The 25,208-nt window shown below is 66.6% G+C and carries 24 protein-coding genes; 9 read left to right on the forward strand and 15 right to left on the reverse strand.

Annotated elements, in window-relative coordinates:
• Positions 1-86: 86 nt before the first annotated feature.
• A complete protein-coding gene (locus tag ASE66_RS28305; protein WP_057193033.1) occupies positions 87-698 on the reverse strand; it encodes a cold-shock protein in 612 nt (203 codons plus the stop codon).
• Between the two features lie 205 nt (positions 699-903).
• Here ASE66_RS28305 and ASE66_RS28310 point away from each other — a divergent pair, with 205 nt between their 5' ends.
• On the forward strand, positions 904-2,022 hold the full coding sequence (locus ASE66_RS28310) for a mandelate racemase/muconate lactonizing enzyme family protein (RefSeq protein ID WP_057193034.1): 1,119 nt from the start codon (positions 904-906) through the stop codon (positions 2,020-2,022).
• Between the two features lie 11 nt (positions 2,023-2,033).
• Positions 2,034-2,666, forward strand: coding sequence for a LysE family translocator (locus tag ASE66_RS28315; protein WP_057193035.1), 633 nt, complete (start codon positions 2,034-2,036; stop codon positions 2,664-2,666).
• Here ASE66_RS28315 and ASE66_RS28320 read toward each other — a convergent pair whose 3' ends face one another.
• Positions 2,667-3,422 carry an SIR2 family NAD-dependent protein deacylase gene (locus ASE66_RS28320; protein WP_057193036.1) on the reverse strand — a complete coding sequence of 252 codons (756 nt, stop codon included), beginning with the start codon at positions 3,420-3,422 and terminating at the stop codon, positions 2,667-2,669.
• A gap of 110 nt (positions 3,423-3,532) precedes the next feature.
• On the opposite strand from ASE66_RS28320, the gene ASE66_RS28325 reads away from it, so the two are divergent.
• Positions 3,533-4,717: an aminotransferase gene (locus ASE66_RS28325; protein WP_057193037.1), complete on the forward strand. Its 1,185-nt coding sequence runs from the start codon at positions 3,533-3,535 to the stop codon at positions 4,715-4,717.
• On the opposite strand, the gene ASE66_RS28330 is transcribed toward ASE66_RS28325, so the two are convergent.
• The 4 genes from ASE66_RS28330 to ASE66_RS28345 form a co-directional block, all read right to left on the reverse strand.
• Positions 4,714-5,109 carry a hypothetical protein gene (locus tag ASE66_RS28330; protein ID WP_057193038.1) on the reverse strand — a complete coding sequence of 132 codons (396 nt, stop codon included), beginning with the start codon at positions 5,107-5,109 and terminating at the stop codon, positions 4,714-4,716. The genes ASE66_RS28325 and ASE66_RS28330 overlap by 4 nt on opposite strands.
• Before the next feature lie 199 nt (positions 5,110-5,308).
• Positions 5,309-6,838, reverse strand: coding sequence for a UxaA family hydrolase (locus ASE66_RS28335; protein ID WP_057193039.1), 1,530 nt, complete (start codon positions 6,836-6,838; stop codon positions 5,309-5,311).
• Positions 6,839-6,959: 121 nt separating this feature from the next.
• Positions 6,960-8,300, reverse strand: coding sequence for a cytochrome c peroxidase (locus ASE66_RS28340; protein WP_057193040.1), 1,341 nt, complete (start codon positions 8,298-8,300; stop codon positions 6,960-6,962).
• 4 nt (positions 8,301-8,304) lie between these two features.
• Positions 8,305-9,174, reverse strand: a complete 870-nt coding sequence (locus ASE66_RS28345; RefSeq protein ID WP_057193041.1) for a hypothetical protein — start codon at positions 9,172-9,174, stop codon at positions 8,305-8,307.
• 226 nt (positions 9,175-9,400) lie between these two features.
• Between ASE66_RS28345 and ASE66_RS28350 the strand changes: the two genes are divergently transcribed.
• Positions 9,401-10,060: a Fe2+-dependent dioxygenase gene (locus tag ASE66_RS28350; RefSeq protein WP_057193042.1), complete on the forward strand. Its 660-nt coding sequence runs from the start codon at positions 9,401-9,403 to the stop codon at positions 10,058-10,060.
• A gap of 16 nt (positions 10,061-10,076) precedes the next feature.
• Here the strand turns inward: ASE66_RS28350 and ASE66_RS28355 are convergent, their stop codons facing one another.
• Complete coding sequence (locus tag ASE66_RS28355) at positions 10,077-10,604, reverse strand: gluconokinase (protein ID WP_244495083.1); 528 nt, start codon at positions 10,602-10,604, stop codon at positions 10,077-10,079.
• Positions 10,605-10,608: 4 nt separating this feature from the next.
• Positions 10,609-11,595: a phosphogluconate dehydrogenase (NAD(+)-dependent, decarboxylating) gene (gene gnd / locus ASE66_RS28360; RefSeq protein WP_057193043.1), complete on the reverse strand. Its 987-nt coding sequence runs from the start codon at positions 11,593-11,595 to the stop codon at positions 10,609-10,611.
• A 213-nt stretch (positions 11,596-11,808) separates the two neighbouring features.
• Between gnd and ASE66_RS28365 the strand changes: the two genes are divergently transcribed.
• Entirely contained in the window at positions 11,809-13,623 is a 1,815-nt protein-coding gene (locus tag ASE66_RS28365; protein ID WP_057193044.1) for a monovalent cation:proton antiporter-2 (CPA2) family protein, read from the forward strand.
• 19 nt (positions 13,624-13,642) lie between these two features.
• Here ASE66_RS28365 and ASE66_RS28370 read toward each other — a convergent pair whose 3' ends face one another.
• Both ASE66_RS28370 and ASE66_RS28375 read right to left on the reverse strand, forming a co-directional pair.
• Positions 13,643-13,933: a hypothetical protein gene (locus ASE66_RS28370; RefSeq protein ID WP_057193045.1), complete on the reverse strand. Its 291-nt coding sequence runs from the start codon at positions 13,931-13,933 to the stop codon at positions 13,643-13,645.
• A gap of 5 nt (positions 13,934-13,938) precedes the next feature.
• Positions 13,939-14,949: a 1-aminocyclopropane-1-carboxylate deaminase gene (locus ASE66_RS28375; RefSeq protein WP_057193046.1), complete on the reverse strand. Its 1,011-nt coding sequence runs from the start codon at positions 14,947-14,949 to the stop codon at positions 13,939-13,941.
• A 93-nt stretch (positions 14,950-15,042) separates the two neighbouring features.
• Between ASE66_RS28375 and ASE66_RS28380 the strand changes: the two genes are divergently transcribed.
• The 3 genes from ASE66_RS28380 (at position 15,043) to ASE66_RS28390 (ending at position 16,373) form a co-directional block, all read left to right on the forward strand.
• Positions 15,043-15,507, forward strand: a complete 465-nt coding sequence (locus ASE66_RS28380) for an Lrp/AsnC family transcriptional regulator (RefSeq protein ID WP_057193047.1) — start codon at positions 15,043-15,045, stop codon at positions 15,505-15,507.
• Positions 15,508-15,604: 97 nt separating this feature from the next.
• Positions 15,605-16,033: a MerR family transcriptional regulator gene (locus ASE66_RS28385; RefSeq protein WP_057193048.1), complete on the forward strand. Its 429-nt coding sequence runs from the start codon at positions 15,605-15,607 to the stop codon at positions 16,031-16,033.
• A complete protein-coding gene (locus tag ASE66_RS28390) occupies positions 15,969-16,373 on the forward strand; it encodes a carboxymuconolactone decarboxylase family protein (protein WP_057193049.1) in 405 nt (134 codons plus the stop codon). Before ASE66_RS28385 ends, ASE66_RS28390 begins: the two co-directional genes overlap by 65 nt.
• A gap of 48 nt (positions 16,374-16,421) precedes the next feature.
• Here the strand turns inward: ASE66_RS28390 and urtE are convergent, their stop codons facing one another.
• From urtE to urtA, 5 genes are all read right to left on the reverse strand, one after another.
• Positions 16,422-17,117, reverse strand: coding sequence for an urea ABC transporter ATP-binding subunit UrtE (gene urtE, locus ASE66_RS28395; protein WP_057193050.1), 696 nt, complete (start codon positions 17,115-17,117; stop codon positions 16,422-16,424).
• A 175-nt stretch (positions 17,118-17,292) separates the two neighbouring features.
• Positions 17,293-18,057, reverse strand: a complete 765-nt coding sequence (urtD, locus tag ASE66_RS28400; RefSeq protein ID WP_057193051.1) for an urea ABC transporter ATP-binding protein UrtD — start codon at positions 18,055-18,057, stop codon at positions 17,293-17,295.
• Positions 18,058-18,062: 5 nt separating this feature from the next.
• Positions 18,063-19,202 carry an urea ABC transporter permease subunit UrtC gene (gene urtC, locus ASE66_RS28405; RefSeq protein ID WP_057193052.1) on the reverse strand — a complete coding sequence of 380 codons (1,140 nt, stop codon included), beginning with the start codon at positions 19,200-19,202 and terminating at the stop codon, positions 18,063-18,065.
• The gene (gene urtB, locus ASE66_RS28410; RefSeq protein WP_057193053.1) at positions 19,199-20,800 is read right to left on the reverse strand and encodes an urea ABC transporter permease subunit UrtB; all 1,602 of its coding nucleotides are present in this window, start codon (positions 20,798-20,800) and stop codon (positions 19,199-19,201) included. Before urtB ends, urtC begins: the two co-directional genes overlap by 4 nt.
• Positions 20,801-20,920: 120 nt before the next feature.
• Complete coding sequence (gene urtA / locus ASE66_RS28415) at positions 20,921-22,180, reverse strand: urea ABC transporter substrate-binding protein (protein ID WP_244495102.1); 1,260 nt, start codon at positions 22,178-22,180, stop codon at positions 20,921-20,923.
• 652 nt (positions 22,181-22,832) lie between these two features.
• Here urtA and rnr point away from each other — a divergent pair.
• Positions 22,833-25,148, forward strand: coding sequence for a ribonuclease R (rnr, locus tag ASE66_RS28420; RefSeq protein ID WP_057193483.1), 2,316 nt, complete (start codon positions 22,833-22,835; stop codon positions 25,146-25,148).
• The last annotated feature ends 60 nt before the right edge of the window (positions 25,149-25,208 follow it).

A 25,208-nucleotide genomic window follows, 5' to 3' on the forward strand; every position in this document is an offset into this window, starting at 1 on the left:
TGTGAATTGCGTGAGCTATTCTCTGCAACTACCCGAAGCTCAATAAAAAAGGCGCCCGAAGGCGCCCTTTCGGAGAACGTTATTCCTCAGTGCGAACTGGGAGGCCCGCCCTGCTCGAACCGGATCTCGGCCGCCATCAGCCCCTTCGGTCCAGGCCCATAGCGCACCAGCACGATCTGCCCCGGAATTAGCTCGACGATGCCGTAGCGGCGCAGCGTCTCCATATGGACGAAGATGTCGGGCGCGCCCTCGCCGGCGGAAACGAAGCCGAAGCCGCGCAGCCGGTTGAACCATTTCACCACCATGCGCTCCAGCCCGCTGGTCGGCGTGACCGTCGCATTGGTGCGCGGCATCGGCATCTCGGCCGGATGGCGTGCAGCGGAGGTGTCGATCGAGAGCACGCGGACAGCCTGGCGGCCACGGGCCTTGGCGACCACCTCGAGCACGATGCGCGCGCCCTCGGCGATAGCGTGGAAGCCGTCGCGCTTCAGAGTGGTGACATGGACCAGAACGTCGCTGCCGCCATCCTGCGGCACGACAAAGCCGTAGCCTTTGCTCACGTCGAACCATTTGACGTGACCGATGATCTCGACCGTCTGCTCGCCAACGTCGTCAGGCCCATCCAGCCGCACGATCCGGTTGAGCGATTGCAGCGGGCCGACCGGTGGCCTGCCTCCGTCGCCGTATTCGTCGGACATGTCCCGCTCATCTCCGCCGCGAACGTGATTCGTGACATAACGATAGCACCCCGGCGGAGTCGGGAAACAGCCGCATCCGGCTCATCCACATCATCAGCATGCGCAAAGCGCGTGCGGGACCGACAAAAGCTGCGCCTTGTCGCTCCCGCGCATCAGGTCGATGATCCCCGGCACAGTGTTTCGGCACAGCGCTTCGGAGACCAGCATGCGCATCGCCCGCATCGAACCCTTCATCCTCCACATCCCGGTCACCGGCGGCTCGATCGCCGACTCGACCCACCGGATCAGCCATTGGGGGGTGGTCGGCACGAAGATCGTCACCGAGGACGGTCTCACCGGCTACGGCTTCACCGGCACCCATGCCGATCTCGCCTCGGACCGATTGATCACCGCCTGCATCCGCGACTGCTATGCGCCGATGCTCGTCGGCGAGGACGCGTCCGAGCATTCACGGCTCTGGCTCAAGCTTGCCCGTCATCCTGCCCTGCAATGGGTTGGCCGCGCCGGCATCACCCAGCTCGCCCTCGCGGCCGTCGACATCGCGCTCTGGGATCTCAAGGCCAAGAAAGCCGGCGTGCCGCTCTGGCATCTGCTCGGCGGCGCCAGCAAGGCCAAGCTCGAAGCCTACAACACCGATATCGGCTGGCTCTCGATCCCGAAGGACGAGCTGGTCGAGGGCGCGCGCATGGCGGTCGAGCGCGACGGCTTCCATCGCATCAAGATCAAGGTCGGCCATGCCGATCCGATGACCGATATCGGCCGCCTCGAAGCGGTGCGCCGCGCCATCGGCGACCATGTCAGCATGGCGGTCGACGGCAATGGCAAATGGGACCTGCCGACCTGCAAGCGCTTCTGCGCCCGCGCCGAAGGGCTCGACCTGTTCTGGTTCGAGGAGCCGCTCTGGTACGACGATATCGGCTCGCATGCCGAGCTCGCCCGCTCGACCTCGATCCCGGTCGCGCTCGGCGAGCAGCTCTATACGCTCGATGCCTTCCGCGCCTTCGTGCAGGCCGGCGCGATCCACTATGTCCAGCCCGACGTCACCCGCCTCGGCGGCATCACCGAATACATCCAGGTGGCGGAGCTGGCGCTGGCCCACCGCCTGCCTGTCGCGCCCCATGCCGGCGAGATGAGCCAGGTCCACGTCCACCTCGCCTACTGGCATCCGGCGACGCCGCTGCTCGAATACATTCCCTGGATCAAGGACGCCTTCGCCGAGCCGGCCAATGTCGCCGATGGCTGCTTCCTGCGTCCGCAGCAGCCCGGCGCCGGCACCACGCCGACGAAGGACGCCTTCGCGCGCTTCGCCAAGCCGCTGGCCTGAAGGAACCCGTCATGCCGGATTTCACCACGCTCGCTGTGTTCACCGCCGCCTGCGCCGTGCTGACCGCGACGCCCGGCCCCGACATGCTGCTGATCGCCTCGCGCAGCATGAGCCAGGGCCGCGCCGCCGGCTTCATGACCTATGCCGGCATCGCCACCGGCAGCTATCTCCAGGCGCTTGCCGCCGCCTATGGCCTGTCGCAGCTCTTCCTTCTGGTGCCGGCGGCCTATGACGCGCTGCGCTGGGCGGGTGCGGCCTACCTGGCCTGGCTCGCCTGGAAGACCTTCAGATCGCCGGCGACGCTGTTCGCTCCGACAGCGGATGCGGCACGATTTCCGCTGCGCCAGATCTTCTTGCAGGGCCTGCTGACCAACCTGCTGAACCCGAAGATGGCGCTGTTCATGTTGGCGCTGCTGCCGCAGTTCCTGAAGCCGGAGGCCGGCTCGCTCCTGCTCCAGGTCGTGGTGCTGGCGTCGATCCTCAATCTGATGGGCCTGATCGCCAACGGCATCGTCATCATGACCGCGAGCCGCCTCGGCCGCGCCATCGCCAACCGCCCGCATCTGGCGCACTGGCCGCAGCGCGTCCTCGGCGTCGTCTTCGGCGGGCTGGCGCTGCGACTCGCCTTCGCCTCGCGCGACTGATCAGTTCGCCAGCCGCGCCAGCACCGGGCCTATCTCGCTGCGCACGACGAGATCGGCGATCGGGTCGAGATCGGTCGGCTCGCGGTTGAGGATGACGAGCTTGGCGCCATTGCGCTTGGCGATCACCGGGAAGGTCGCGGCCGGAAAGACGACGAGCGAGGAGCCGGCGACCAGGTAGAGATCGGCCGACATGGTCAATTCATGCGCACGCAGCATTGGCTGCTGCGGCATCTGCTGGCCGAAGGAAATCGTCGCCGTCTTCACGATACCGGCGCACATCATGCAGGCCGCCGGTTCGCCGCTCGCCTCGAACGCCTCCCGGATCGCCGCAAGCTCATGCCGCCAGCCGCAGGTCAGGCAGGTCGCATAGGTGCCGTTGCCATGCAACTCGATCACGCCGTCCTCGGCGATGCCCGAAGCCTGGTGCAGGCCGTCGATGTTCTGGGTGATCACGCCAGGTGAGCGCCCTTCCGCCACCAGTGTCGCCAGCGCGCGGTGGCCGCGATTGGGCTTGGCGTCGCGATAATGGTCATCCATCGCGAATTTGCGCCGCCAGGCCTCGATCCGTGCCTCAGGGCTGGCGAGGAAGGCCTCGAACGGGATCGGCTTGTTGCTCATCCAGGGCGAGCCCGGCGTGCGGAAGTCCGGCACGCCCGATTCGGTCGAGATCCCCGCCCCGGTGAACGGCACGATCACCCGGGCGCGGTCGAGCATGGCATGCAGTTCCTCGATCGCGTCCTGTGTCGCCTCGTCCATTCCGTCAGCCTCGCCTTGTTGCGGTTCGAATATGGGGCGTACCGGCGCTGCGCTCCAGCCCTGCCGGCGAAGCCGTTGACGCCGCGGGAAACGCGCCGCAAAGCTCAGCCATGCCTGCGCCCTCTCCCACCCCGCTCAATCCCGATCTCATCGACACTGCGACCCCGCCGATCCCCGAGGCCAAGGCCTGGGCGCGCGGCTATGCCGGCGGTGCCGGCCCGCTGATCGACCTGTCGCAGGCCGTGCCCGGCTCGCCACCACCGGCTGCCCTGCTCGAACGCCTAGCCGAGGCAGCGGCGCTGCCGGAAAGCACGCGCTATGGGCCGATCGCCGGCGACGATGCCCTGCGCGAGGCCTATGTCGCCGAGAGCAGCGCCTTCTATGGCGCGGCGATCCGGCCGCAGGAGGTCGCGATCACCGCCGGCTGCAACCAGGCCTATGTCACCGTGATGATGGCGTTGGCGCGGGCCGGCGACAATGTGCTGCTGCCGACGCCCTGGTACTTCAACCACGAGATGACGCTGAACATGCTCGGCGTCGAGCCGCGCCCGCTCCCTTGCAATCCGGCACAAGGCTTCGTCCCTGATGCGGCGATGGCCGAGACGCTGATCGACGAACGCACCCGCGCCATCGTGCTGGTGACGCCGAACAACCCGACCGGCGCGGTCTATCCGCCCGCCACCATCGCCGCCTTCGCCGAGCTCTGCCGTCGGCGCAGGATCTGGCTGGTACTCGACGAAACCTATCGCGACTTCCTACCCGAGGGCGCCAACCGCCCGCATGAGCTCTTCGCCGCAAGCGACTGGCAGGATTCGTTGATCGGCCTCTACAGCTTCTCCAAGGCCTATGCCGTTCCCGGCTGGCGATTGGGCGCCATCACCGCCGGCGAGGCACCGCTCGCCCAGATCGGCAAGGTGCTCGACTGCGTCCAGATCAGCCCGGTCCGTGCCGGCCAGAGCGCCGTCGCCTGGGGCATCGACGGCATCCGCGCCTGGCGCGAAGCCAACCGCGCCGAGATGAACTCCCGCGCCGCGCTCTTCCGCCAGGCGATAGCGCCGCTGAACGGCTGGCAGGTGCTCGCGGCAGGCGCCTACTTCGCCTATGTCGCCCATCCCTTCGAGGGCGTCCCGGCCGCCGAAGTGGTTCGCCGGCTGGTGCAGGAGCGCGGCGTGCTCGCTTTGCCCGGCCCCTATTTCGGCCCCGGCCAGGAGCAGCATCTGCGCATCGCCATCGCCAATGTTGCGGCTGAGCGTATCGCAGAGCTCGGCGAGCGGTTGAAGAGCTTCGGCCTCTAAGACCGCAGTAGCGCCGCGTAGCGCTCGCGATAGGCCCAGACAAGGAGCCCGCCAGTCACGATCAGAATTAGCGCGACCGGAATACCTTGCGCGTTGACCGCGAAGTGGAACAGCACGATCACCGCCATCACCGGCGCGATCAGCGCGAGCCCGAAGGCCGGCGCGACGTTGAGCAGCAGGCTCAGACCTCCGGCGAGGTTCACCACCTTGAGAAAAGGCCAGAAAAAGCCGGCATTCTGCAGCGCCGCCTCGAAGGCGAGGCCGCGGTCGGAGGTCGGCGGGTGGATCAGATGGGCGCCGGTGGCGAGCCACCAGAAGCCATCGACGGCGCTGACGATGAAGAGCAGGCCGAGCACGGTGCGCGGCAGGGCGACCAACAGAAAATTGCGCATGATGTTCCGTTGAGCTTCTTGTGAAGGCTCGGCCTGGACGGCCGGTGCGCGACGCTTGGCGGCGGCTGAGGGTTTTTGGCGCCTGCGGTCATTCTCGGGCGAAGCGAAGCGCAGACCCGAGAATCTCGTGACAAGAAGGCGCCGACCGGCACCTCCTCCTGCCTGAGATGCCAGGGTCAAGCCCGAGCATGACAGTTCCTCACATCGTCGCGCCGATCTGCCAGGGCACGAATTCGGCGTCGCCATAGCCCATCTCTTCGGACTTCGACTTCTCGCCCGAGGCGATCTTCAGCAGATAGTCGAAGATTTCCTTGCCCTTCTCCTCCAGCGTCACGCCGTCGAGGACATCGCCGCAATTGAGGTCCATGTCGTCGGTCTGCTTCAGATACATCGGCGTGTTGGTCGCGAGCTTGACCGAGGGCGTCGGCTTGCAGCCATAGGCCGAGCCGCGCCCGGTGGTGAAGGCGAGGATGTTGGCGCCGCCGGCGACCTGCCCCGTCGCCGAGACCGGGTCGTAGCCGGGCGTGTCCATGTAGACGAAGCCCTTGGTCCGGACCGGCTCGGCATAGTGGTATACCGCCGCCAGCGTCTTGGTGCCCCCCTTGGCGGCGGCGCCGAGCGACTTTTCCAGGATGGTGGTCAGCCCGCCGGCCTTGTTGCCGGGCGACGGGTTGTTGTTCATGTCCATCCGGGCGCGGGCCGTGTAGTCCTCCCACCACTTGATGATGCCGACGAGTTTTTCGCCGACCTCGCGGGTGGCGGCGCGGCGGGTCAGCAGATGCTCGGCGCCGTAGATCTCCGGCGTCTCGGAGAGGATCGCGGTGCCGCCATGCTCGACCAGGAGGTCGACTGCCTTGCCCAGCGCCGGGTTGGCGGTGATGCCGGAATAGCCGTCCGAGCCGCCGCACTGCAGAGCCAGCATGAGCTCGGAGGCCGGCACGGTTTCGCGCACGGCGCGATTGGCGATCGGCAGCATTATCTTCAGGGCGTCGATCCCGGCCGCGACGGCCTTCCTGGTGCCGCCGGTTTCCTGGATGGTCAGCGTGCGGAAGACGTCGCTCTCCTCGACGCCATAGGCTTCCTTCATCCGCTTGATCTGGAAGCCCTCGCAGCCGAGGCCGACGACGAGCACCGCCGCCATGTTCGGGTTGCAGGCATAGCCCCAGGTCGTGCGCTTCAGGACCTCGAAGCTCTCGCCATTGTAGTCGATGCCGCAGCCGGTGCCGTGCGTCAGCGCGATGACGCCGTCGACATTGGGATAATCGGCGAGCAGGCCCGAGCGCTTGACCTCCTCGGCCATGAAGCGCGCAGCCGAGGCCGAGCAGTTCACCGAGGTCAGGATGCCGACATAGTTGCGCGTGCCGGCATTGCCGGCCTTGCGGCGAAAGCCCTCGAAGGTCGCTTGCTGCTCGACCGGCAGCACGAACTCCGTCTTCGCCTCGGCGGCATAGGCATAGTCGCGCTCGAAGGGGTGGAAGCCGGTATTGTGCTCGTGCACCCATTCGCCCGGCGGAATGTCGAGCGTGGCGAAGCCGATGATCTGGCCGAATTTGCGGATCGGCTCGTCCTTGGCGATCGGCACCAGCGCGACCTTGTGGCCGCGCGGGATGCGCTTCAGCGCGGTGACGCCGGCAGCGCTGACGCCGACATCGATCGGATCGACCGCGACCGCGACATTATCGGCGGCATTGAGCTTCAGCGTGCGCGGCGGAACGGCTTTGTCGAGCATGGTGATACCTTGGGATCGGCGGCTCCCCCGCCTCCCCCAAGCAATGCGCTGATTGCGGCCTTTTTTCAATCGGTTGAAACTGGGAGCTGCCTTGCAGCCCGCACTGGGCGGGCAAGTTCCGCTAGCGTTCGACCGAAACGTCGAGCCGCATTGCCGGGTGGATGCCGCAATAGAGCTCGTACCGTCCCGGCCGCGCGAAGGGCAGCGTCACCGACTGGCCAGGCTCCTGCGCGCCGGAATTGAACTTCTGCGGCCCGGTGTCGAGCCGGACATTATGGGTGCGGACATCGTCGTTGACGATCGTCAGGCTCTGCCCGGCCCGCACGCGCACCACCGAGGGCTGGAACAGCTTGTCCTTCTGCGAGATCACAATGCCCTCGCGCGCTGCCGGCGGAGCAGCGGGGCCCGCGGCGACCAAAGGCGCCGGCACAGGCGGGTTCTCACTCGACAAGACAGCCAGAAAGGCGAGCAGCGCCGCGCGCTCCGGCTGCGTCAGCGTGACCCGCTTCAGATCGGGCGACAGGCTCGGCCGCCGGACGACGCCATGATCGTAATGGTCGAGCACCGCATCGAGCGTCGCCAGCGAGCCGTCATGCATATAGGGCGCCGTCCAGGCGAGCTCGCGCAGCGACGGCGTCTGGAAGGCATGGTCGGCCGCCGGCAGGCCGATGATCTTGCCGCGTCCGAGATCGCTGCCGGCCAAGCCGATATCGTGGAAGGCCCGGTCGGTGAAGGCCCAGCCGGAATGGCAATTGCTGCAGCCTGCCTTGCCGTTGAAGAGGGCGAACCCCGCCTTCTCCTCGGCGTTCAGCGTCGCCTCATCGCCCTCGACCCAGGCGTCGAAGCGTGTTTTCGGCGAGACCAGGCTGCGCACATGGGTCGCGAGCGCGGCGGCGATCTGGTCCGGGCCGATCTGCGGATGCTCGGGAAACGCCTCGGCGAAGGCCTTGCGATAGGAACGATCGCGTCCGAGCCTGCCGGCGAGATGGGGCAGGCTCTCGCCCATTTCGAGCGGGTCTTCGATCGGCCCGCGCACCTGCTGCTCGAGCGTGCGTGCCCGGCCGTCCCAGAAATAGGCGGCTCCCCAGGCGAGATTCCACAGATGCGGGACATGCCGGACGAGCGGCTTCTTGGCGACGCCGCGACCGATCGGCACTCCGTCCGTGAGACCGAGCGCCGGATCATGGCAGCTCTTGCAGGAGACCGCACCGTTCACCGACAGAGCGGGATCGGAAAAAAGCCGGCGCCCGAGTGCGAGGCTGGCCGGCGTCGGCGGATTGGCATCGGGAAACGGTACACCGTCCGGCCGGCGATAGAGCCCCCGCAGGGCTCCGGTGTCGCCCGCCTCCGGCATCTGCTCCTGCGCCTGCGAGCCGCCGGTCAGCGCGAGCGCGGCTGCGAGCATGCCGGCGAGGAACGCCTTGGGCAGCGACGGCGCCGGCTTTGTTTCGCCAAGGCCCATCGCCTCAGCGCAGGAAGTTCCCGGCCTGGAGCTCGACGCGGGCAATGTCGGAGAGGACGTCGCTGGCATCCTTCACCGGCTTCTTCGGTGCGACGGCCGCCGGCCAGGCCTGCTTCAGCCCGGCGAATGCGCTGCGCACCTCCTTGAGTGCATCGGCGTCCTTGGCCTGGAGATCGCTCGCGACGGCCTCGATCATCGCTTCGGCCTGCCAGACGAAGCCGCGCGAGTCCTGATACTCCACCGCCTTGGCGATGCGGCCCTTCTCGATCGCGTTGCCATATTCGTCGGCAGCGACCTTCAGCGCCTCGAGCGCGGTCTCGACCGAGAAGCGCGGCCAGTTCTGCTCGGCCGCACGCAGGCCGACATCGGCCTCGGCGAGCCGCTCCTGCACCTGCTTCAGCGCGCCGTCATACGCCTCCTTCTTCTTGGCCTTGACCGTCTGCACCAGCGCCTTCAGCGCCGCCTCGAAAGGGCGGACCTTGTAGGTGGAAAGGTCGCCCTTGATGCCGCCATAGATCTCCTCGGCCGGGTGCAGGAAATGCGGCAGCGCCTCGCCGAAGCGACCCTCGCGCACCAGTTCGTCGCCGACCAGAAGATGGCCGCGGATCAGGGCGATCGACCGTGCGAATTTCAGGTTCGGAGCGAGCGCCTCGGCCTTGCCGCCTTCGCCGCCCTCTCCGCCTTCGCCACCTTGCCCCTTGGCAGGCTTGGCCGGCGCGCCATGACTGCCCGCCGCATGCTGCGCGAGCTGGATATCGTCCGCCTGACGCAAGCCCGGCGCCGCAGTGACCTGGCCGAAATTGGTACCGGCAAGACCCGTCCCCGCGACGACCACGGTGCCGAGGCCGAGCCAGAGTTTGCTGGTGGTCTTCATCACGGCCTCCTGTCATTGAGCCGGTTCGACTTGGCCTGCCAAAGGGCTTCCAAGTCATCGCAGCGGCATGAGCCTGAATTCCCGGTCAGTCAAGGAAAGAGCTTGGATCGAAGTCTTGATTTTATTGATTCCAAAAAGGCTTGACCGAAGCGCCGAAGGTGGCCTTGCAGTAGACAGGTCGCGCCATGCCACCGCATGATGACCGAGCCTGCATGAAGGTCCCGCCATGATCCTGCCTATCGGCAACGTCCTCAGCCCCAGCGAAATCGACGAGGTCCGGATCGAGCTCGCCGCGATCCGTTTCGAGGATGGGCGCAGCACCGCCGGCTGGAGTGCAAGGCTGGTCAAGAACAACCGGCAGGCCGCGCCTGGGGCACGCAGCGAGGCGATGTGCCTAAAGCTCGCCGAGCACATCCTCGCCAACGAGGTCTTCGCCGCCGCCGTCCGGCCGAAGGCGCTGACGCCCCTGCTGATCAGCCGCTACCAGCCCGGCCAGGCCTATGGCAGCCATATCGACGACGCGCTGATTGGCGGCCTGCGCACCGACGTATCCTTCACCCTCTTCCTCGCCGCGCCCGAGAGCTATGAGGGCGGCGAACTGGTGATCGAAGGCACATCCGGCGACGAGCGGATCAAGCTGCCCGCCGGCTCGCTGATCGCCTACCCCTCGACGAGCCTGCACCATGTTGCGCCGGTGACGGCAGGCGAGCGCCTCGCCGCCGTCGGCTGGGCCCGCAGTTTCATCCGCGACAGCGGCCAGCGCGAGATCCTGTTCGATCTCGACCGCGCGAGGCGCGCTCTGTTCGCCCGCGAAGGCAAGACGGCCGAGTTCGACCTCTTGTCGAAGTCGCTCGCCAACCTGACCCGGATGTGGGCGGAAGATTGAGGTCGCGGCAACCCGGTCAGCCGAGCCGCAACTCCCGAACGACCTGCTCGACGAGCGCCTCCTTGCTCGCCTCGATCTGGACGACGAGCGGATTCTCGTCCGCGCCCGGCTCCTCCAGCGTCGCAAACTGGCTGTCGAGCAGCGAAGGCGGCATAAAATGGTGCTGGCGGGCGGCCATGCGTTCGCCGATCAGCTCGCGCGAGCCCTTGAGATAGACCAGCGCCACATCCGGCCGCTTCCCAACGATTACGTCACGATAGGCTTTCCTCAGCGCCGAGCAGGTGACGATGCCGTGGCCACCGGTGGTGCGCAATTCGTCGATCCAGGCGGCGATCGCCGCAAGCCAGGGCTTGCGGTCCTCGTCGGTCAGCGGGATACCGCCCGACATCTTCGCAACATTCGCAGGCGGATGAAAAGAGTCGGCGTCGCGGAACGGCCAGCCGAGCTTCTCGGCGAGCCGCTCGCCGAGCGAGGTCTTGCCCGAGCTCGCCACGCCCATGACGACAACCACCGCCGGCGCGCCGGCTCCGTTCGCGCGGCTCATCGCCTCAGCCCTGCTTCTTCGGCTCGACATGGCCGCCGAAGCCGGCGCGCATGGCGGAAAGGATCTTCTCGGCGAAGGTATGGTCCTTGCGCGAACGGAAGCGGGTGTAGAGCGAGGAGGTCAGCACCTCGGCCGGTGTCGCGGTCTCGATCGCCGCCTGCACCGTCCAGCGCCCCTCGCCCGAATCCGAGACATGGCCGGAATAGGCGCCGAGCTCCTCGTCGGCGGCGAGCGCCTCGGCGGTGAGATCGAGCAGCCAGGAGGTGACGACCGAGCCGCGCCGCCAGACCTCGGAGATCTCGGCGACGTCGAAATCGAAGCCGTATTCCTCCGGCAACCCCTCCTTGGCCGAGGCGTTGCGCAGGAGGTCGAACCCTTCGGCGAAGGCCTGCATCATCCCGTATTCGATGCCGTTATGGATCATCTTGACGAAGTGGCCGGCGCCAGCCGGGCCGCAATGCAGATAGCCCTGCTCGGCCGTCGGATTGCGGCCGTCACGATGCTTGGTCGGCTCGATCTCGCCCTTGCCCGGCGCCAGCGCCTGGAAGATCGGCTCGAGCCGGTCGAACACCTGCTTGTCGCCGCCGATCATCAGGCAATAGCCGCGCTCCAGCCCGTGCACGCCGCCGGAGGTGCCGATGTCGAGATAGTGCAGGCCCTTGGCCTCGAGCTCGCGCCCGCGCCGGACATCGTCCTTCCAGAAGGCGTTGCCGCCATCGATCAGCGTATCACCAGGCGCCAGCATCGCCGCGAGCTCGGCGAGCGTTTTCTCGGTGATCTCGCCGGCTGGCAGCATGATCCAGATCGCGCGCGGCGCCTGCAGGTTCGCCACCATCTCCTTGAGATCGCCGACATTGACGGCGCCGTCCTTGGCGAGCGCCTCGCCCGGCTTCGGGTCGCGGTCATGGACCACGCATTGGTGCCCGGCGCGGTGCAGCCGGCGGACGATATTGGCTCCCATGCGGCCGAGGCCGACCACTCCAAGCTGCATCGCGAACGCTCCTGCCGGCCGGCGGGAAGCCGGCTTTGGCGACGCTACATGCCCCGGCCGACAGCGGCGAGCAAGCATCGCGCGGCCGGCACGCTAGCTGCATCGTGTTGTCCGGGCAGTCTGGCGGTCGAGCAAAAGCTTGCCTAAACCCGGCCGACGCTTCTTTTTCATGAGCGGCGGGTATCCACAGCGAAGGCAGGCAAAGGGAGCGTTATGGCGGCGGAGGGTTTCTCACAGGATCTGGTTCAGGCGGTCGGGCTTCTGGGCGCGGGCGTCATCGCGGTGCCGATCTTCCGCAAGCTCAAGCTCGGCTCGGTGCTCGGCTATTTCGCCGGCGGCCTCGTCATCGGCCCCTCCGGCATCGGCCTGTTCTCCAATCCCGAAAGCGTGCTCCACGTCGCCGAGTTCGGCGTCGTCATGTTCCTGTTCATCATCGGGCTGGAGATGCAGCCCTCGCGGCTCTGGAACCTGCGCGGCGAGATCTTCGGCCTCGGGGTCGCCCAGGTCGGGCTCTGCGGCGCACTTCTGACCGGAGTCGGTATCCTTGCCGGCCTGCCTCCTGCCGCAGCCTTCATCGCCGGCATGGGTTTCGTTTTGTCCTCCACTGCCGTCGTGATGCAGATGCTGAACGAGCGCGGCGAAGCCTCGACGCCGCAGGGCCAGCAGGCGGTCTCGATCCTGCTGCTCGAAGATCTCGCCATCGTACCGCTGCTCGCGGTCGTCGCCGTGCTGGCGCCGGCGAAGGCGGCGGACAGCGGCGGCCTGATGCCCCTGCTGATCGGGACCGGCTCGCTCATCGGCCTCGTCGTCGCCGGCAAATGGCTGCTCAATCCGATGTTCCGGCTGCTCGCCAATGCGCAGGCCCGCGAGGTCATGACCGGCGCGGCGCTGCTCGTCGTGCTCGGCTCGGCCCTGGCGATGCAGCTCGGCGGCCTCTCGATGGCGATGGGCGCCTTCCTCGCCGGCGTGCTGCTCTCGGAATCGACCTTCCGCCACCAGCTCGAGGCCGACATCGAGCCGTTCCGCGGCCTCTTGCTCGGCATGTTCTTCCTCGCGGTCGGCATGTCGCTCGACCTCAAGCTGATCGGCCAGGAATGGCGGGCTGTGGCGCTCGGCGTCGCCGCCTTCATGCTGGTCAAGGCGGCCGGCATCTTCATCGTCGCCAAGCTGTTCCGTACCCGCACGCGCAATGCGATCACCCGCGTCGCATTGTTCTCGCAGGGCGGCGAGTTCGCCTTCGTGCTCTACAGCGCCGCGGCCGCGGCCGGCATCTTCGATGCGCGGGTCAATGCGATCGCCAGCGCCATCGTGATCCTGTCGATGGCGATCACGCCATTGGTCGTCCTCGCCATCGACCGCTTCATGCCGGCCGAGCGGGAATCGCTGGATGGCATCGAGCATGCCGAGGGGCTCAAGGGACGCATCCTCGTCATCGGCTTCGGACGTTTCGGCCAGGTCGCGAGCCAGGCTTTGCTCGCCCGTGGCTGCAGCATCTCGCTGATCGAGACCGATGTGGAGATGATCCAGGCTGCCGCGAGCTTCGGCTTCAAGGTCTACTATGGCGACGGCACCCGCGCAGACATCCTGCATGCCTCGGGCGCCCATCAGGCTGAGGCGATCCTGGTCTGCGTCGAGAAGCGCGAGACGGCCAACGCGATCGTACGGGTGGCGCAGGCCGAGTTCCCGCATGCGAAGCTGTTCGTGCGCGCCTTCGACCGCGGCCATTCGATGGACCTGATTAGGGCCGGCGTCGACTATCAGATCCGCGAGACCTTCGAATCCGCCATGGTCTTCGGCGGCGAAGTGCTGCGCGCGCTGGGCGTGCCCGAGGACGAGGCGATCGAGATCGTCGAGGACGTGCGCCGTCGCGACGCCGAGCGCCTCGACCTCCAGGTCGCCAGCGACATCCATGCCGGTCAGGATCTGATCCATTACGGCAACCAGCCGATCCCTGCCCCGCTCACCAAGCCGAAGGCGGCGGGCACGGTCATTGGCGACCTTCCGGCCTCGGCCGGCGCCAGGCCATAAGGCCCGGCGCCGAGCCCGGTCAGGGGAACATCAGCGGCAGCGGCTCGGCCTGCCAGGTGGGCTCGACCGCGAGCAGCCTGACGTCAGCCGGAGCAAGCCCGTCGCCGATGGCCTCGGCGACGAAGCGCTCGGCGCTCGCCCTGTCGGGGAAGCCGACCGCCACGAGCGTGTTACCAGGGACATTCCGGTCGCGGGCGACGAAGCTGAGCTTTGCCCGCTCGCGGAGTCCGAGCCGGCCGACGCGCGCCAGCAGGGCCTCGCGCAGATCCTTGCGCCCCGCCGCGATCTCGCAGAGGACGAGCGCCTCCATGGCGCTCAACCGTTGCGGAAGGTGTAGCTGTAGCCGTTGATCGCCGGCACGCCGCCAAGATGGGCGTAGAGCACCTTCGATCCCGCCGGGAAGAAGCCTTTCCTCACCAGGTCGATCATGCCCTGCATCGATTTCCCCTCATAGACGGGGTCGGTCATCATGCCCTCGAGCCGGGCCGAGAGTCTGATCGCCTCGATCGTCTCCTTTGAGGGCACGCCATAGACCGGATAGGCGTAGTCCTCGTTCAGCACGATGTCGTCTGCGGTGATCGCCTTGCCGCCAACGAGATCGGAGGTCTTCTGGGCGATGTCGAGCACCTGCGCCCGGGTCTGTGCCGGCGTGAAGGAGGCGTCGATGCCGATGACATTGCGCTGGCGGCCATCCTTGGCGAAGCCGACGACCATGCCGGCATGGGTCGAGCCGGTGACGGTGCAGACGACGATGTAGTCGAACTGGAAGCCGAGCTCGGCCTCCTGCGCCCTCACCTCCTCGGCAAAGCCGACATAGCCGAGCCCGCCGAACTTGTGCACGGAGGCGCCGGCCGGGATCGCATAGGGCTTGCCGCCCTTGGCCTTCACATCCGCCAGCGCGTTTTCCCAGCTCGCCCGGATACCGATGTCGAAGCCCTCGTCGACCAGCTCGACATGGGCGCCCATCACCCGCGACAGCAGGATATTGCCGACCCGGTCATAGACCGCATCCTCATGCGGCACCCAGCTCTCCTGCACCAGGCGGCACTTCATGCCGATCTTGGCGGCCGTCGCCGCGACCATGCGGGTGTGGTTCGACTGGACGCCGCCGATCGAGACCAGCGTATCGGCGCCCGAGGTGATCGCGTCCGGCACGATGTATTCGAGCTTGCGCAATTTATTGCCGCCGAAGGCGAGGCCGGAATTGCAATCTTCGCGCTTGGCATAGAGCTCGACGGCGCCGCCGAGATGCGCGGAAAGGCGCGGCAGCTTCTCGATCGGCGACGGCCCGAAGGTCAGGGGATAGCGTTCGAACTTGGCGAGCATGGCGGGNCCTCTGATTTTTCTTCAGCTTTCGCATAACTCGCAATCTGCTAGCTTTGGGCGACATCAAATGCGGTAAAAACGGAAGAATCATTCATGGAGGCCGAGCTCGACAAAACCGACCTCAGAATCCTGCGTTTGCTGCAGGCCGACGGGCGCATGGGCAATGCCGAGATCGCCAAGCGGGTGAACACCAGCGCCGCGACCTGCCATCGCCGCATCCAGCGCCTGTTCGCCGAGGGCTATGTCACCGGCGTGCGGGCGCAGGTCGATCCGCACAAGGTCGAGAAGGGCACGCTCGCCATCGTCGGCGTGGTGCTCGACCGCTCGACGCCGGAAAGCTTCGGCCTGTTCGAGGAGGCGGTGAAGCAGCTCCCCGTCGTGCTCGACTGCCACATCGTCGCCGGCGATTTCGACTATTTCCTCAAGATCCGCGTGCGCGACCTCGCCGATTTCAACAGGCTGCACGCCAGGACGCTGCTCGCTTTGCCCGGCGTGCGCCAGACCCGCACCTTCTTCGTGATGAAGGAGGTCATCGACAACGCGCCGCTGGAGTTTTGAGACGGCGCGCAGCCCTCAAAAAAACCTCGCATGACGGCATTGACTTAGAGTGCACTCGAACTCGTAGCTTCCCCGGCATCGTGATGAGAAGGCGGCCATGAAGATCGGTGAACTGGCAAGGCGATCGGGACTGTCGGCCCATACGATCCGCTATTATGAGCGGATCGGGCTGCTGCCCTATGCCGACAGGGATCGGTCACGCCAGCGCGACTACGACGCCTCGATCCTGACCTGGATCGAATTCCTCGGTCGGCTCAAGACCACCGGCATGCCGATCCGCGAGATGTTGCGCTATGCCGCCTCGCGGGAAAAGGGCTCCGGCTCGGAAGCCGAGCGTCGTGCATTGCTGGAACGGCACCGCGAGCAGGTTCGCGCTCGCGTCGCCGAACTCGAAGCCTGCCTTCTCGTCCTCGACACCAAGATCGCCGGCTATGCCGACATCGAGAAGAGGATCGAAGACCATGACGCACATCAACTCACACGTCGAAACCAGCAGGCTGGAGCGCGGCAAGCGGGCCCTCGCTGAGATCGATGGCGAGGCCGGCCACAGAGTGATCGCAGCGCTCGCCGACATCGCACCCGATTTCGCAAATTACGTATTCGAGTTCTCGTTCGGAGACATCTACTGCCGGCCGGGTCTCGACCTGCGCTCCCGCGAGATCGCGACGATTGCGGCACTCGCCGCGATGGGCAATGCCCAGCCGCAGCTCAAGGTCCATATCGAGGCGGGGCTGAACGTCGGCTTGTCGCGCCAGGAGATCACCGAGATCCTGATCCAGATGGCAGTCTATGCCGGCTTCCCGGCGGCGCTCAACGGACTGTTTGCGGCGAAGGAGGTCTTCGCGGCGCGCGACCTCGCAGCTTGAACCGAGGCTGCATCGGACCCGCTGACTCCTGATCAGCGGATCTGACCCTCACACCTGAATCAATCTCTGAACCTGTGCTCCGTCGAGCTCCGCCATCGGCCCGGCCAGCACGACCTCGCCGCGGTCCATCACGAACATCGTGTCGGCGAGGTCGCGGGCGAAGTCGAAATACTGCTCGACCAGCACGATCGCCATGTCGCCGCGCTGGCGCAGATAATCGATGGCGCGGCCGATATCCTTGATGATCGAGGGCTGGATGCCCTCGGTCGGCTCGTCGAGAACCAGCAATTTGGGTCGGGTGACCAGCGCTCGCGCAATGGCGAGTTGCTGTTGCTGGCCGCCCGAGAGGTCTCCGCCGCGCCGGCCCAGCATGGACTTCAGCACGGGGAATAGGTTGAAGAGCTCATCCTGGATGTAGCGCTCCTTGCGCGACAAAGGCGCGAAGCCGGTCTCCAGGTTCTCCTTGACGCTCAGCAGCGGGAAGACCTCGCGGCCCTGCGGCACGAAGCCGATGCCGGCGCGCGCCCGGTCCTCGGTACGCAGGGTCGAGATGTCCTCACCGCCGAAACTGATCCTGCCGCCGCTGATCGGCTGCTGGCCGACGATGGCACGCATCAGCGAGGTCTTGCCGACGCCGTTGCGGCCCATGACGCAGGTGACCTTGCCGATCTCGGCGCTGACCGAGACCCGCCGCAGCGCCTGCGCCGCGCCGTAATGCAGATCGATGGCTTCGACGTTCAACATGAGACGGGCTCCGCCATAACTTTACGGGAAACCACGCGGGTCATCCCGGGCGGAGCGGAGCGCAGACCCGGGATCCATTCCTGAACGGTTCCGGCATGGATCCCGGATCGGCGCGGCTTTGCCGCTTGTCCGGGATGACGGCCGAGGGGGATCAGAAGGCAATGCACGATCATGCTTAGCGCCCCAGATAGACTTCGACGACTCGCTCATTGGCGCTAACCTGATCGAGCGGCCCCTCCGCCAATACCGAGCCCTCGTGGAGTACCGTGACCTTCACCCCGAGTTCGCGGATGAAGCCCATGTCGTGCTCGACCACGATCACGGAATGGTCTTTCGCGATCTCCTTGAGCAGCACCGCTGTCTGCGCCGTCTCGCCATCGGTCATGCCGGCGGCCGGCTCGTCGACGAGCAGGAGCTTGGGGTCCTGCGCCAGCAGCATGCCGATCTCGAGCCACTGCTTCTGGCCATGCGAGAGCGAGCCGGCGAGCCGCTCGCGCTTGTCGGCAAGCTTGACGATGCCGAGGATCTCGTCGATCCGCTTTTGCTGGGCGCCTTCCGTCTGCCAGAACAGCGTCTTCAGCACTGTCCGCTTCGACTTCAGCGCCAGGAGGATGTTGTCCTCGATCGTGTGGAAGTCGAACACCGTCGGCTTCTGGAACTTGCGGCCGATGCCGAGATTGGCGATCGCCGCCTCGTCGAGCTTGGTCAGGTCGACCGAACCGCCGAACATCACGGTGCCCTCGTCGGGCCGCGTCTTGCCGGTGATGATGTCCATCATCGTCGTCTTGCCGGCGCCGTTCGGGCCGATGATGGCGCGCATCTCGCCGGGCTCGATGGTGAGCGACAGGCCGCGGATCGCCTTGAAGCCGTCGAATGAAACGCTGACACCGTCGAGATAGAGCAGCGAGGAAGTCAGCGCGCCGGGTGTGGGAGCGTTCATACCAATTACTCCGCCGGAGCCGGTTCGGCCGCTGGCACGGGCGCGGGCCGCTTGCGGCTCTCCCACCAGCCTTGCGCGGTGCCCAAAATGCCCTTGGGCATGAACAGGGTGACGAAGACGAAGAGCGCGCCGAGCGCGAACAGCCAGTACGGCGCCATGAAGCCCGAGGTGAACATTGTCTTGGCCCAGTTGACCACCACAGCACCGAGCGCCGCGCCGACCAGCGAGCCGCGCCCGCCGACCGCGACCCAGATCACCGTCTCGATCGAATTGGCCGGGGCGAATTCGCTCGGATTGATGATGCCGACCTGAGGCACGTAGAGCGCCCCCGCAACGCCCGCCATGCAGGCCGAGACGGTGAAGACGAAGAGCTTGAAGCGGTCGACCCGGTAGCCGAGGAAGCGCGTGCGCGATTCAGCATCCCGGATCGCGATCACCACCTTGCCGAGCTTCGACGAGACGATGCCGCGCGCGATCAGGAAGCCGGAGATCAACATCACGCAGGTCATCGCGAACAGCGCCGCGCGCGTGCCCTGGGCCTGGACGTTGAAGCCGAGCAGGTCCTTGAAGTCGGTCAGGCCGTTATTGCCGCCAAAGCCCATGTCGTTGCGGAAGAAGGCGAGCAGCAGCGCATAGGTCAGCGCCTGGGTGATGATCGAGAGATAGACGCCGGTGACGCGGCTGCGGAATGCGAACCAGCCGAAGACGAAGGCGAGCAGGCCGGGGACCAGCAGCACCATCAGCATGGCGAAGGGAAAGGACGAGAAACCGTACCAATACCAGGGCAGTTCCTGCCAGTTCAGGAACACCATGAAATCGGGCAGCACCGGATTGCCGTAGACGCCGCGCGAGCCGATCTGGCGCATCAGGTACATGCCCATCGCATAGCCGCCGAGCGCGAAGAAGGCGCCGTGGCCGAGCGAGAGGATGCCGCAATAGCCCCAGACCAGGTCGAGCGAGATCGCCAGCAGCGCGTAGCAGAGATACTTGCCCCAGAGCGACATGGTCGCGGTCGAGACATGCAAGGGCGAGCCCGCCGGCATCAGCAGGTTGGCCAGCGGCACCAGCAACCCGATCGCAGCGATGAGGGCGAGGAAGACGAGGCCCCGCCTGTCCATGTTCGAGAGCAGGAAGCGGGTGATCATGCTTCCACCGCCCTGCCCTTGAGCGCGAACAGGCCGCGCGGGCGCTTCTGGATGAACAGGATGATGAAGACCAGCAGCGCGATCTTGCCGAGCACGGCGCCTGCGTAAGGCTCCAGGAGCTTGTTGGCGACGCCGAGGCTCATGGCGCTGATCAGTGTGCCCCAAAGATTGCCGACGCCGCCGAAGACCACGACCATGAAGCTGTCGATGATATAGCTCTGGCCGAGATTGGGGCTGACATTGTCGATCTGCGAGAGCGCGACGCCGGCCAATCCCGCGACACCCGAGCCGAGCCCGAAGGTCAGCGCGTCGATCCGGCCGGTGCGGATGCCCATAGCCGAGGCCATGCGCCGGTTCTGCGTCACCGCCCGCATCTGCAGGCCCATCGGCGTCAGCTTCAGGATGGCGAGCAGCGCCGCGAAGACGAGGGCCGCGAAGACGATGATCCAGAGCCGGTTCCAGGTGATGGCGAGCCCGCCGAGCTCGAAAGCGCCGGACATGAAGGCTGGCGCGCCGACCTCGCGATTGGTCGGGCCGAAGGTCGTGCGCACCGCCTGCTGCAGGATCAGGCTGATGCCCCAGGTCGCGAGCAGCGTCTCCAGCGGCCTTCCATAGAGGAAGCGGATGACGCCGCGCTCGATCGCGACCCCGACCGCGCCGGCGACGATGAAGGCGGCCGGGATCGCGATCGCCAGCGACCAGTCGAACAGGCCCGGCGCGTGCGTGCGGATCAACTCCTGCACCACGAAGGTGGTGTAGGCGCCGAGCATGACCATCTCGCCATGGGCCATGTTGATCACGCCCATAACGCCGAAGGTGATGGCGAGGCCGATCGCGGCGAGCAGCAGCACCGAGCCGAGCGAGAGCCCGTACCAGAGGTTCTGGCCGGCCCGCCACAGAGCGAGCCTGCCCTCGATCTCGGAAATGGCGCGCGCCTGGGCCTCCTTCAACCCCGGCGAGGCGTCGCCCGGCAGGGCCCGCAGCGTCGCCAGCGCATCCTGGTCGCCGCGCTCGCGCAGCACGTCGACGGCAGCGATGCGGTCGAACGGCGGCGCGTCGGTCTTGGCGATCAGGATCGCAGCTTGCGCCTGCCTGAGTGCAAGGCGCGCCCGGTTGTCGGTTTCCTTGGCGATGGCCGCCTCCAGAACCGGCAGCACCGTAACGTCGCGCGCCCGAAAGACAGCTTCGGCAGCGGCGATGCGCTTGCCGGGATCGGGATTGATCAGCCCGAGCCCGCCGAGCGCGCCCTGGATCACCCGCCGGACATTGTTGTTGAGCCTGACCGGGTTGACGCCAGCCGGTTGGGCGGTGAGCGCCTGCCCGGTCCGCGCGTCGAGGAAGCCGCCTTCCTTCGTCTTGACCACGACCGCGCCGCCACCGGCGAGCAGGCGCCCGTCAGCCAGCGCCTCGATCACCACCCCGGCATTCGGATGCGCGCTCTGGACCAGGATGTCGATGGCGCGCGCCGTGTCCGAGAAGCTGTCGGCGCCGAGCCGGGCGAAGGCGTCGTCGGTGCTCTGCGCGGATGCGATGGCCGGCATGAGCGCAAGCGTCATCGCGAGCGCAAGCATGCGCAAGAGGCTGGAGAGGATCCGCATGTCTCGCTTCGATTGGCTGGTCGGCTGTCCAGCATGCCGCCGGACGATCCGGCGGCATGCTCAGGCAATTTCGAAGGGCGGCCGGGCTTTCCGACCGTGCCGCCCTTCCCCCTCTTCAGCTCAGGCGCCGCCGCCGCACTTGCCGGTCTTGACGTTGAAGTTGCCGCACTTCTTCTCGACCCAGTCGCCGACCAGGTCCTTGGAGCCGTCGAGCTCCTTCGACCAGGCGTCGCCGGCGACGAGGCCGGTCTTCGACACGACATCGAACTGGCCGTCGGCCTTGATCTCGCCGATCAGCACCGGCTTGGTGATGTGGTGGTTCGGCAGCATCTTCGAGATCCCGCCGGTCAGGTTCGGCGCCTCGATGCCGGGCAGCGCGTCGATGACCTTGTCGGGATCGAAGCTCTTGGCCTTCTCGACGGCCTTCACCCACATGGCGAAGCCGATGACATGGGCCTCCATCGGGTCGTTGGTGACGGCCTTCTCGTTCTTCTTGTAGGCCTTCCATTGCTTGATGAAGGCCTCGTTCTCGGGCGTCTTGACCGACTGGAAGTAGTTCCAGGCGGCGAGATGACCGAGCAGCGGCTTGGTGTCGATGCCGGCGAGCTCTTCCTCGCCGACCGAGAAGGCCACGACCGGGATGTCGGTCGCCTTGATGCCCTGGTTGCCGAGCTCCTTGTAGAACGGCACGTTGGCATCGCCGTTGATGGTCGAGACCACGGCGGTCTTCTTGCCGGCCGTGCCGAACTTCTTGATGTCCGAGACGATGGTCTGCCAGTCGGAATGGCCGAACGGCGTGTAGTTGATCAGGATGTCCTCCTTCTTCACGCCCTTGGCGAGAAGGTAGGCCTCCAGGATCTTGTTGGTCGTGCGCGGATAGACGTAGTCGGTACCGGCGAGGACCCAGCGCTCGACCTTCTCTTCCTTGGCGAGGTAGTCGACGGCCGGGATCGCCTGCTGGTTCGGCGCGGCGCCGGTGTAGAAGACGTTGCGCTCGCTCTCCTCGCCCTCGTACTGGACGGGGTAGAACAGGATCGAGTTCAGCTCCTTGAAGACCGGGAGCACCGACTTGCGCGACACCGAGGTCCAGCAGCCGAACACGGCCGCGACCTTGTCCTTGACGATCAGCTCGCGCGCCTTCTCGGCGAAGAGCGGCCAGTTAGAGGCGGGATCGACCACGACCGCCTCGAGCTTCTTGCCGAGCACGCCGCCCTTTTTGTTCTGCTCCTCGATGAGCATGAGCATGACGTCCTTCAGCGTCGTCTCCGAGATCGCCATCGTGCCGGAGAGCGAGTGCAGGATGCCGACCTTGATGGTCTCTTGCGCCGCCGCCGGCAGCAGCGAGGAGAGAACCGTAGCGCCTGCGAAGGCGGCGCCGATGACCGTGCGACGAGTGAGTTTCACTGCGATGTCCCCTGAGGTCCCTGTTGACCACGCCCTTGCCGGGCGCCAGCTGCCGTTCCAGCTGGCGGGGAGGTTCGCAAGCGACGTGCCAACCCGGTGCGAGACCGTCACAGTGCCGCAACAAGGCGTGTTCAGGGCGCTTTCCGAAGCGATTTCCTGCCGGCGAGACGCCATCTCGCGCAAACATCATGCGCGGCGGCGGCTTGTGACCACTCAGTGAGCAGATCGCTCGCCCATAAAATGGGCAGCGACGTCCGAAGCCGGCCTAATGCCTGATTTTATTGCAGTCAGGCGAGCTGTGAGCCGCCGAATCTTTGCCATTTACGGCGGCGACGGAATCACCCTAGCCTCCTCCTTGTCGGTAACAACTGAAAGGAGGTGATCCAGTGTCTCATTGTCATCAACCGCTGTCGCGGGGACTGCGTGGCCTGGTCTCATCCCATGAGGGGTTCGGTTCCGCGTGAGTTTTCGCAACGCCTAGCCCTGTTACCGGGGCTGCGGTTCGGCAATGGAAGGGCTGCCCGCAAGGGCAGCCCTTCTCCGTTTCGGGGAGCAGTTCTGCACAGGCCGTTCTGGCGCCCTTGGCCGTGGCATGGCAGAAACCCTCCATGTCTTTTGCGCCCAGCCGCTGCTGACGAGGCCCAAGCCTTTGTCCCGTTCCGACGCCGACCCCTCCCGCGACGCCATCCTCGCCTTTATCGAGGAGGAGCGTGCCGCCGGCCGCGAGCCCGGCCGGCGCGACATCGCCAAGGCCTTCCAGCTCGATGGCGGCGGCAAGATCTGGCTGAAGCGCCTGCTGCGCGAACTGGAGCTGGAGGAGAACGGCGGCGCCGGCCCGGTCAGCCCACATGCGGCCCTGCCCGCCGTCCTGCTCTGCGAGATCAAGACGCGCGACCGCGAGGGCGACCTCATCGCGGTCCCGCTAGAATGGAACGAGACTGATCAAGGCGAGGCGCCGAAGATCCTGCTCGAGCGCCAGCGCGAGTTTCGCCGCACGCCGAAGACCCCGGCCGCGGCTGCCCCCGGCGTCGGCGACCATGTCCTGCTCAAGCTGACGAAGCTGCGCGGCGTGGAAGGCTATCAATGGTCCGGCCGCACCCTCAAGGTCATGGGCAAGGCCAAGGCGCAGGTGCTCGGCATCTTCCGCGCCCTCCCCGACGGCTCTGGCCGGCTCGTCCCCGTCGACAAGAAGTCGCAGGGACGCGAGGCGATTGTTCCCAAAGGCCAAACCGGCAACGCCGAGGATGGCGATCTCGTCTCAGTCTCCTTCGCCAGCGAAAGCCGATTCGGACCGGCTCAGGCCAGGGTGCGCGAGCGACTCGGCTCGCTGAAGTCGGAGCGCGCGGTCTCGCTGATCGCGATCCACGCCCACGGTATCCCGAACGAGTTCCAGCCGGCGACGATCGCCGAGGCGGAAGCCGCCAAGCCGGCCACGCTCGCTGGCCGCGAGGATTGGCGCACCCTGCCGCTGATCACCATCGATCCGGCCGATGCCAAGGATCATGACGACGCGGTCCATGCCGCACCGGACGACGATCCCGACAATCCCGGCGGCCATGTCGTCACCGTCGCCATCGCCGACGTCGCTTCTTACGTCCGCCCCGGCTCCGCACTCGACCGCGAGGCGCTGGAGCGCGGCAACTCGGTCTATTTCCCCGACCGTGTCGTGCCGATGCTGCCTGAGCGGATCTCCAACGATCTCTGTTCACTGCGCGGCGGCGAGGACCGCCCTGCCCTCGCCGTCCGCCTGATCCTCAAGGCCGACGGTTCGAAGAAGAGCCACTCTTTCCACCGCATCATGATGCGCTCGGCGGCGAAGCTCTCCTACCAGCAGGCGCAGGCCGCGATCGACGGCACGCCGGACGACACCACCACGCCGATCCGTGACAGCATCCTGATGCCGCTCTGGGCCGCCTATGGCTCGGCAGCGCGGGCCCGCGACGCCCGCCAGCCGCTCGATCTCGATTTGCCCGAGCGCAAGCTCGTCCTCGACGCCAATGGCAAGGTCACCCGCGTGATCGTTCCCGAGCGGCTGGCCGCGCACCGGCTGATCGAGGAGTTCATGATCCTCGCCAACGTCGCCGCGGCCGAGACGCTGGAGAAGGCGAAGAGCCCGCTGATCTATCGCTGCCATGACGAGCCCTCGCTCGAGAAGATGCGGGCGCTCGGTGAGGTGCTGGCTTCGATCGGGATCAAGCTGCCCAAGGACGCCGCGCTGCGGCCGGTGCTGTTCAACCGCATCCTCGCCATGATCAAGGGCTCGGAGAACGAGCTGCTGATGAACGAGGTCGTGCTGCGCACACAGGCGCAGGCCGAATACGTCGCCGAGAATTACGGGCATTTCGGCCTCAACCTGCGCCGCTACGCCCATTTCACCTCGCCGATCCGGCGCTATGCCGACCTGATCGTGCATCGCGCTTTGGTCGCGGCCCTCAAGCTCGGCGATGACGGCCTGCCGAAAGCGACGACGCTCGCCGAACTGCGCGAGGTCGCGACTCGGATCTCGGCGGCCGAGCGGCGCGCCATGGCGGCCGAGCGCGAGACCACCGACCGGTTGATCGCGCATTTCCTCGCCGACCAGATCGGCTCCAGCTTCGACGGCCGCATCGCCGGGCTCAACCGCGCCGGCCTCTTCGTCAAGCTCGACGGTACCGGCGCCGACGGCTTCATCCCGGCTTCGACATTGGGCGCCGACTACTACCGCCATGACGAGCGCGCCCATGCGCTGGTCGGCGATCGCACCGGCGAAAGCTGGCGCCTCGGCGACCGCGTCCATGTCAAACTGGTCGAGGCAGCCCCTGTTGCGGGCGCGCTGCGATTCGAGTTGCTCACAGAGGGCAGGCCCGCGACATCCGACCGCTCTGGCAAAAGGTCACGGCCTGCTTTACCTATGGGGCGAAAGCAGGGCCGCCCCCCGCCCAAACGATCGGGCCGCAAGCGCTGACGCCCCGCATTAACGAAGACATCCCATGTCCATACATTGTCACCAACCCAAGCCGGTCCA

Source organism: Allobosea sp. Root483D1, assembly GCF_001429505.1.
Taxonomy (GTDB): domain Bacteria; phylum Pseudomonadota; class Alphaproteobacteria; order Rhizobiales; family Beijerinckiaceae; genus Allobosea.

Coding starts and splice junctions, on each gene's coding strand:
- ASE66_RS28350 (WP_057193042.1), top strand. CDS start 9,401: ATGATCCTGCCTATCGGCAACGTCCTCAGCCCCAGCGAAATCGACGAG.
- urtC (WP_057193052.1), bottom strand. CDS start 19,202: ATGATCACCCGCTTCCTGCTCTCGAACATGGACAGGCGGGGCCTCGTC.
- urtE (WP_057193050.1), bottom strand. CDS start 17,117: ATGTTGAACGTCGAAGCCATCGATCTGCATTACGGCGCGGCGCAGGCG.
- ASE66_RS28310 (WP_057193034.1), top strand. CDS start 904: ATGCGCATCGCCCGCATCGAACCCTTCATCCTCCACATCCCGGTCACC.
- urtD (WP_057193051.1), bottom strand. CDS start 18,057: ATGAACGCTCCCACACCCGGCGCGCTGACTTCCTCGCTGCTCTATCTC.
- gnd (WP_057193043.1), bottom strand. CDS start 11,595: ATGCAGCTTGGAGTGGTCGGCCTCGGCCGCATGGGAGCCAATATCGTC.
- ASE66_RS28355 (WP_244495083.1), bottom strand. CDS start 10,604: ATGAGCCGCGCGAACGGAGCCGGCGCGCCGGCGGTGGTTGTCGTCATG.
- ASE66_RS28305 (WP_057193033.1), bottom strand. CDS start 698: ATGTCCGACGAATACGGCGACGGAGGCAGGCCACCGGTCGGCCCGCTG.
- ASE66_RS28325 (WP_057193037.1), top strand. CDS start 3,533: ATGCCTGCGCCCTCTCCCACCCCGCTCAATCCCGATCTCATCGACACT.
- ASE66_RS28365 (WP_057193044.1), top strand. CDS start 11,809: ATGGCGGCGGAGGGTTTCTCACAGGATCTGGTTCAGGCGGTCGGGCTT.
- ASE66_RS28340 (WP_057193040.1), bottom strand. CDS start 8,300: ATGGGCCTTGGCGAAACAAAGCCGGCGCCGTCGCTGCCCAAGGCGTTC.
- ASE66_RS28330 (WP_057193038.1), bottom strand. CDS start 5,109: ATGCGCAATTTTCTGTTGGTCGCCCTGCCGCGCACCGTGCTCGGCCTG.
- urtB (WP_057193053.1), bottom strand. CDS start 20,800: ATGCGGATCCTCTCCAGCCTCTTGCGCATGCTTGCGCTCGCGATGACG.
- ASE66_RS28335 (WP_057193039.1), bottom strand. CDS start 6,838: ATGCTCGACAAAGCCGTTCCGCCGCGCACGCTGAAGCTCAATGCCGCC.
- ASE66_RS28375 (WP_057193046.1), bottom strand. CDS start 14,949: ATGCTCGCCAAGTTCGAACGCTATCCCCTGACCTTCGGGCCGTCGCCG.
- ASE66_RS28345 (WP_057193041.1), bottom strand. CDS start 9,174: ATGAAGACCACCAGCAAACTCTGGCTCGGCCTCGGCACCGTGGTCGTC.
- ASE66_RS28320 (WP_057193036.1), bottom strand. CDS start 3,422: ATGGACGAGGCGACACAGGACGCGATCGAGGAACTGCATGCCATGCTC.
- ASE66_RS28390 (WP_057193049.1), top strand. CDS start 15,969: ATGACGCACATCAACTCACACGTCGAAACCAGCAGGCTGGAGCGCGGC.
- ASE66_RS28380 (WP_057193047.1), top strand. CDS start 15,043: ATGGAGGCCGAGCTCGACAAAACCGACCTCAGAATCCTGCGTTTGCTG.
- ASE66_RS28315 (WP_057193035.1), top strand. CDS start 2,034: ATGCCGGATTTCACCACGCTCGCTGTGTTCACCGCCGCCTGCGCCGTG.
- ASE66_RS28385 (WP_057193048.1), top strand. CDS start 15,605: ATGAAGATCGGTGAACTGGCAAGGCGATCGGGACTGTCGGCCCATACG.
- ASE66_RS28370 (WP_057193045.1), bottom strand. CDS start 13,933: ATGGAGGCGCTCGTCCTCTGCGAGATCGCGGCGGGGCGCAAGGATCTG.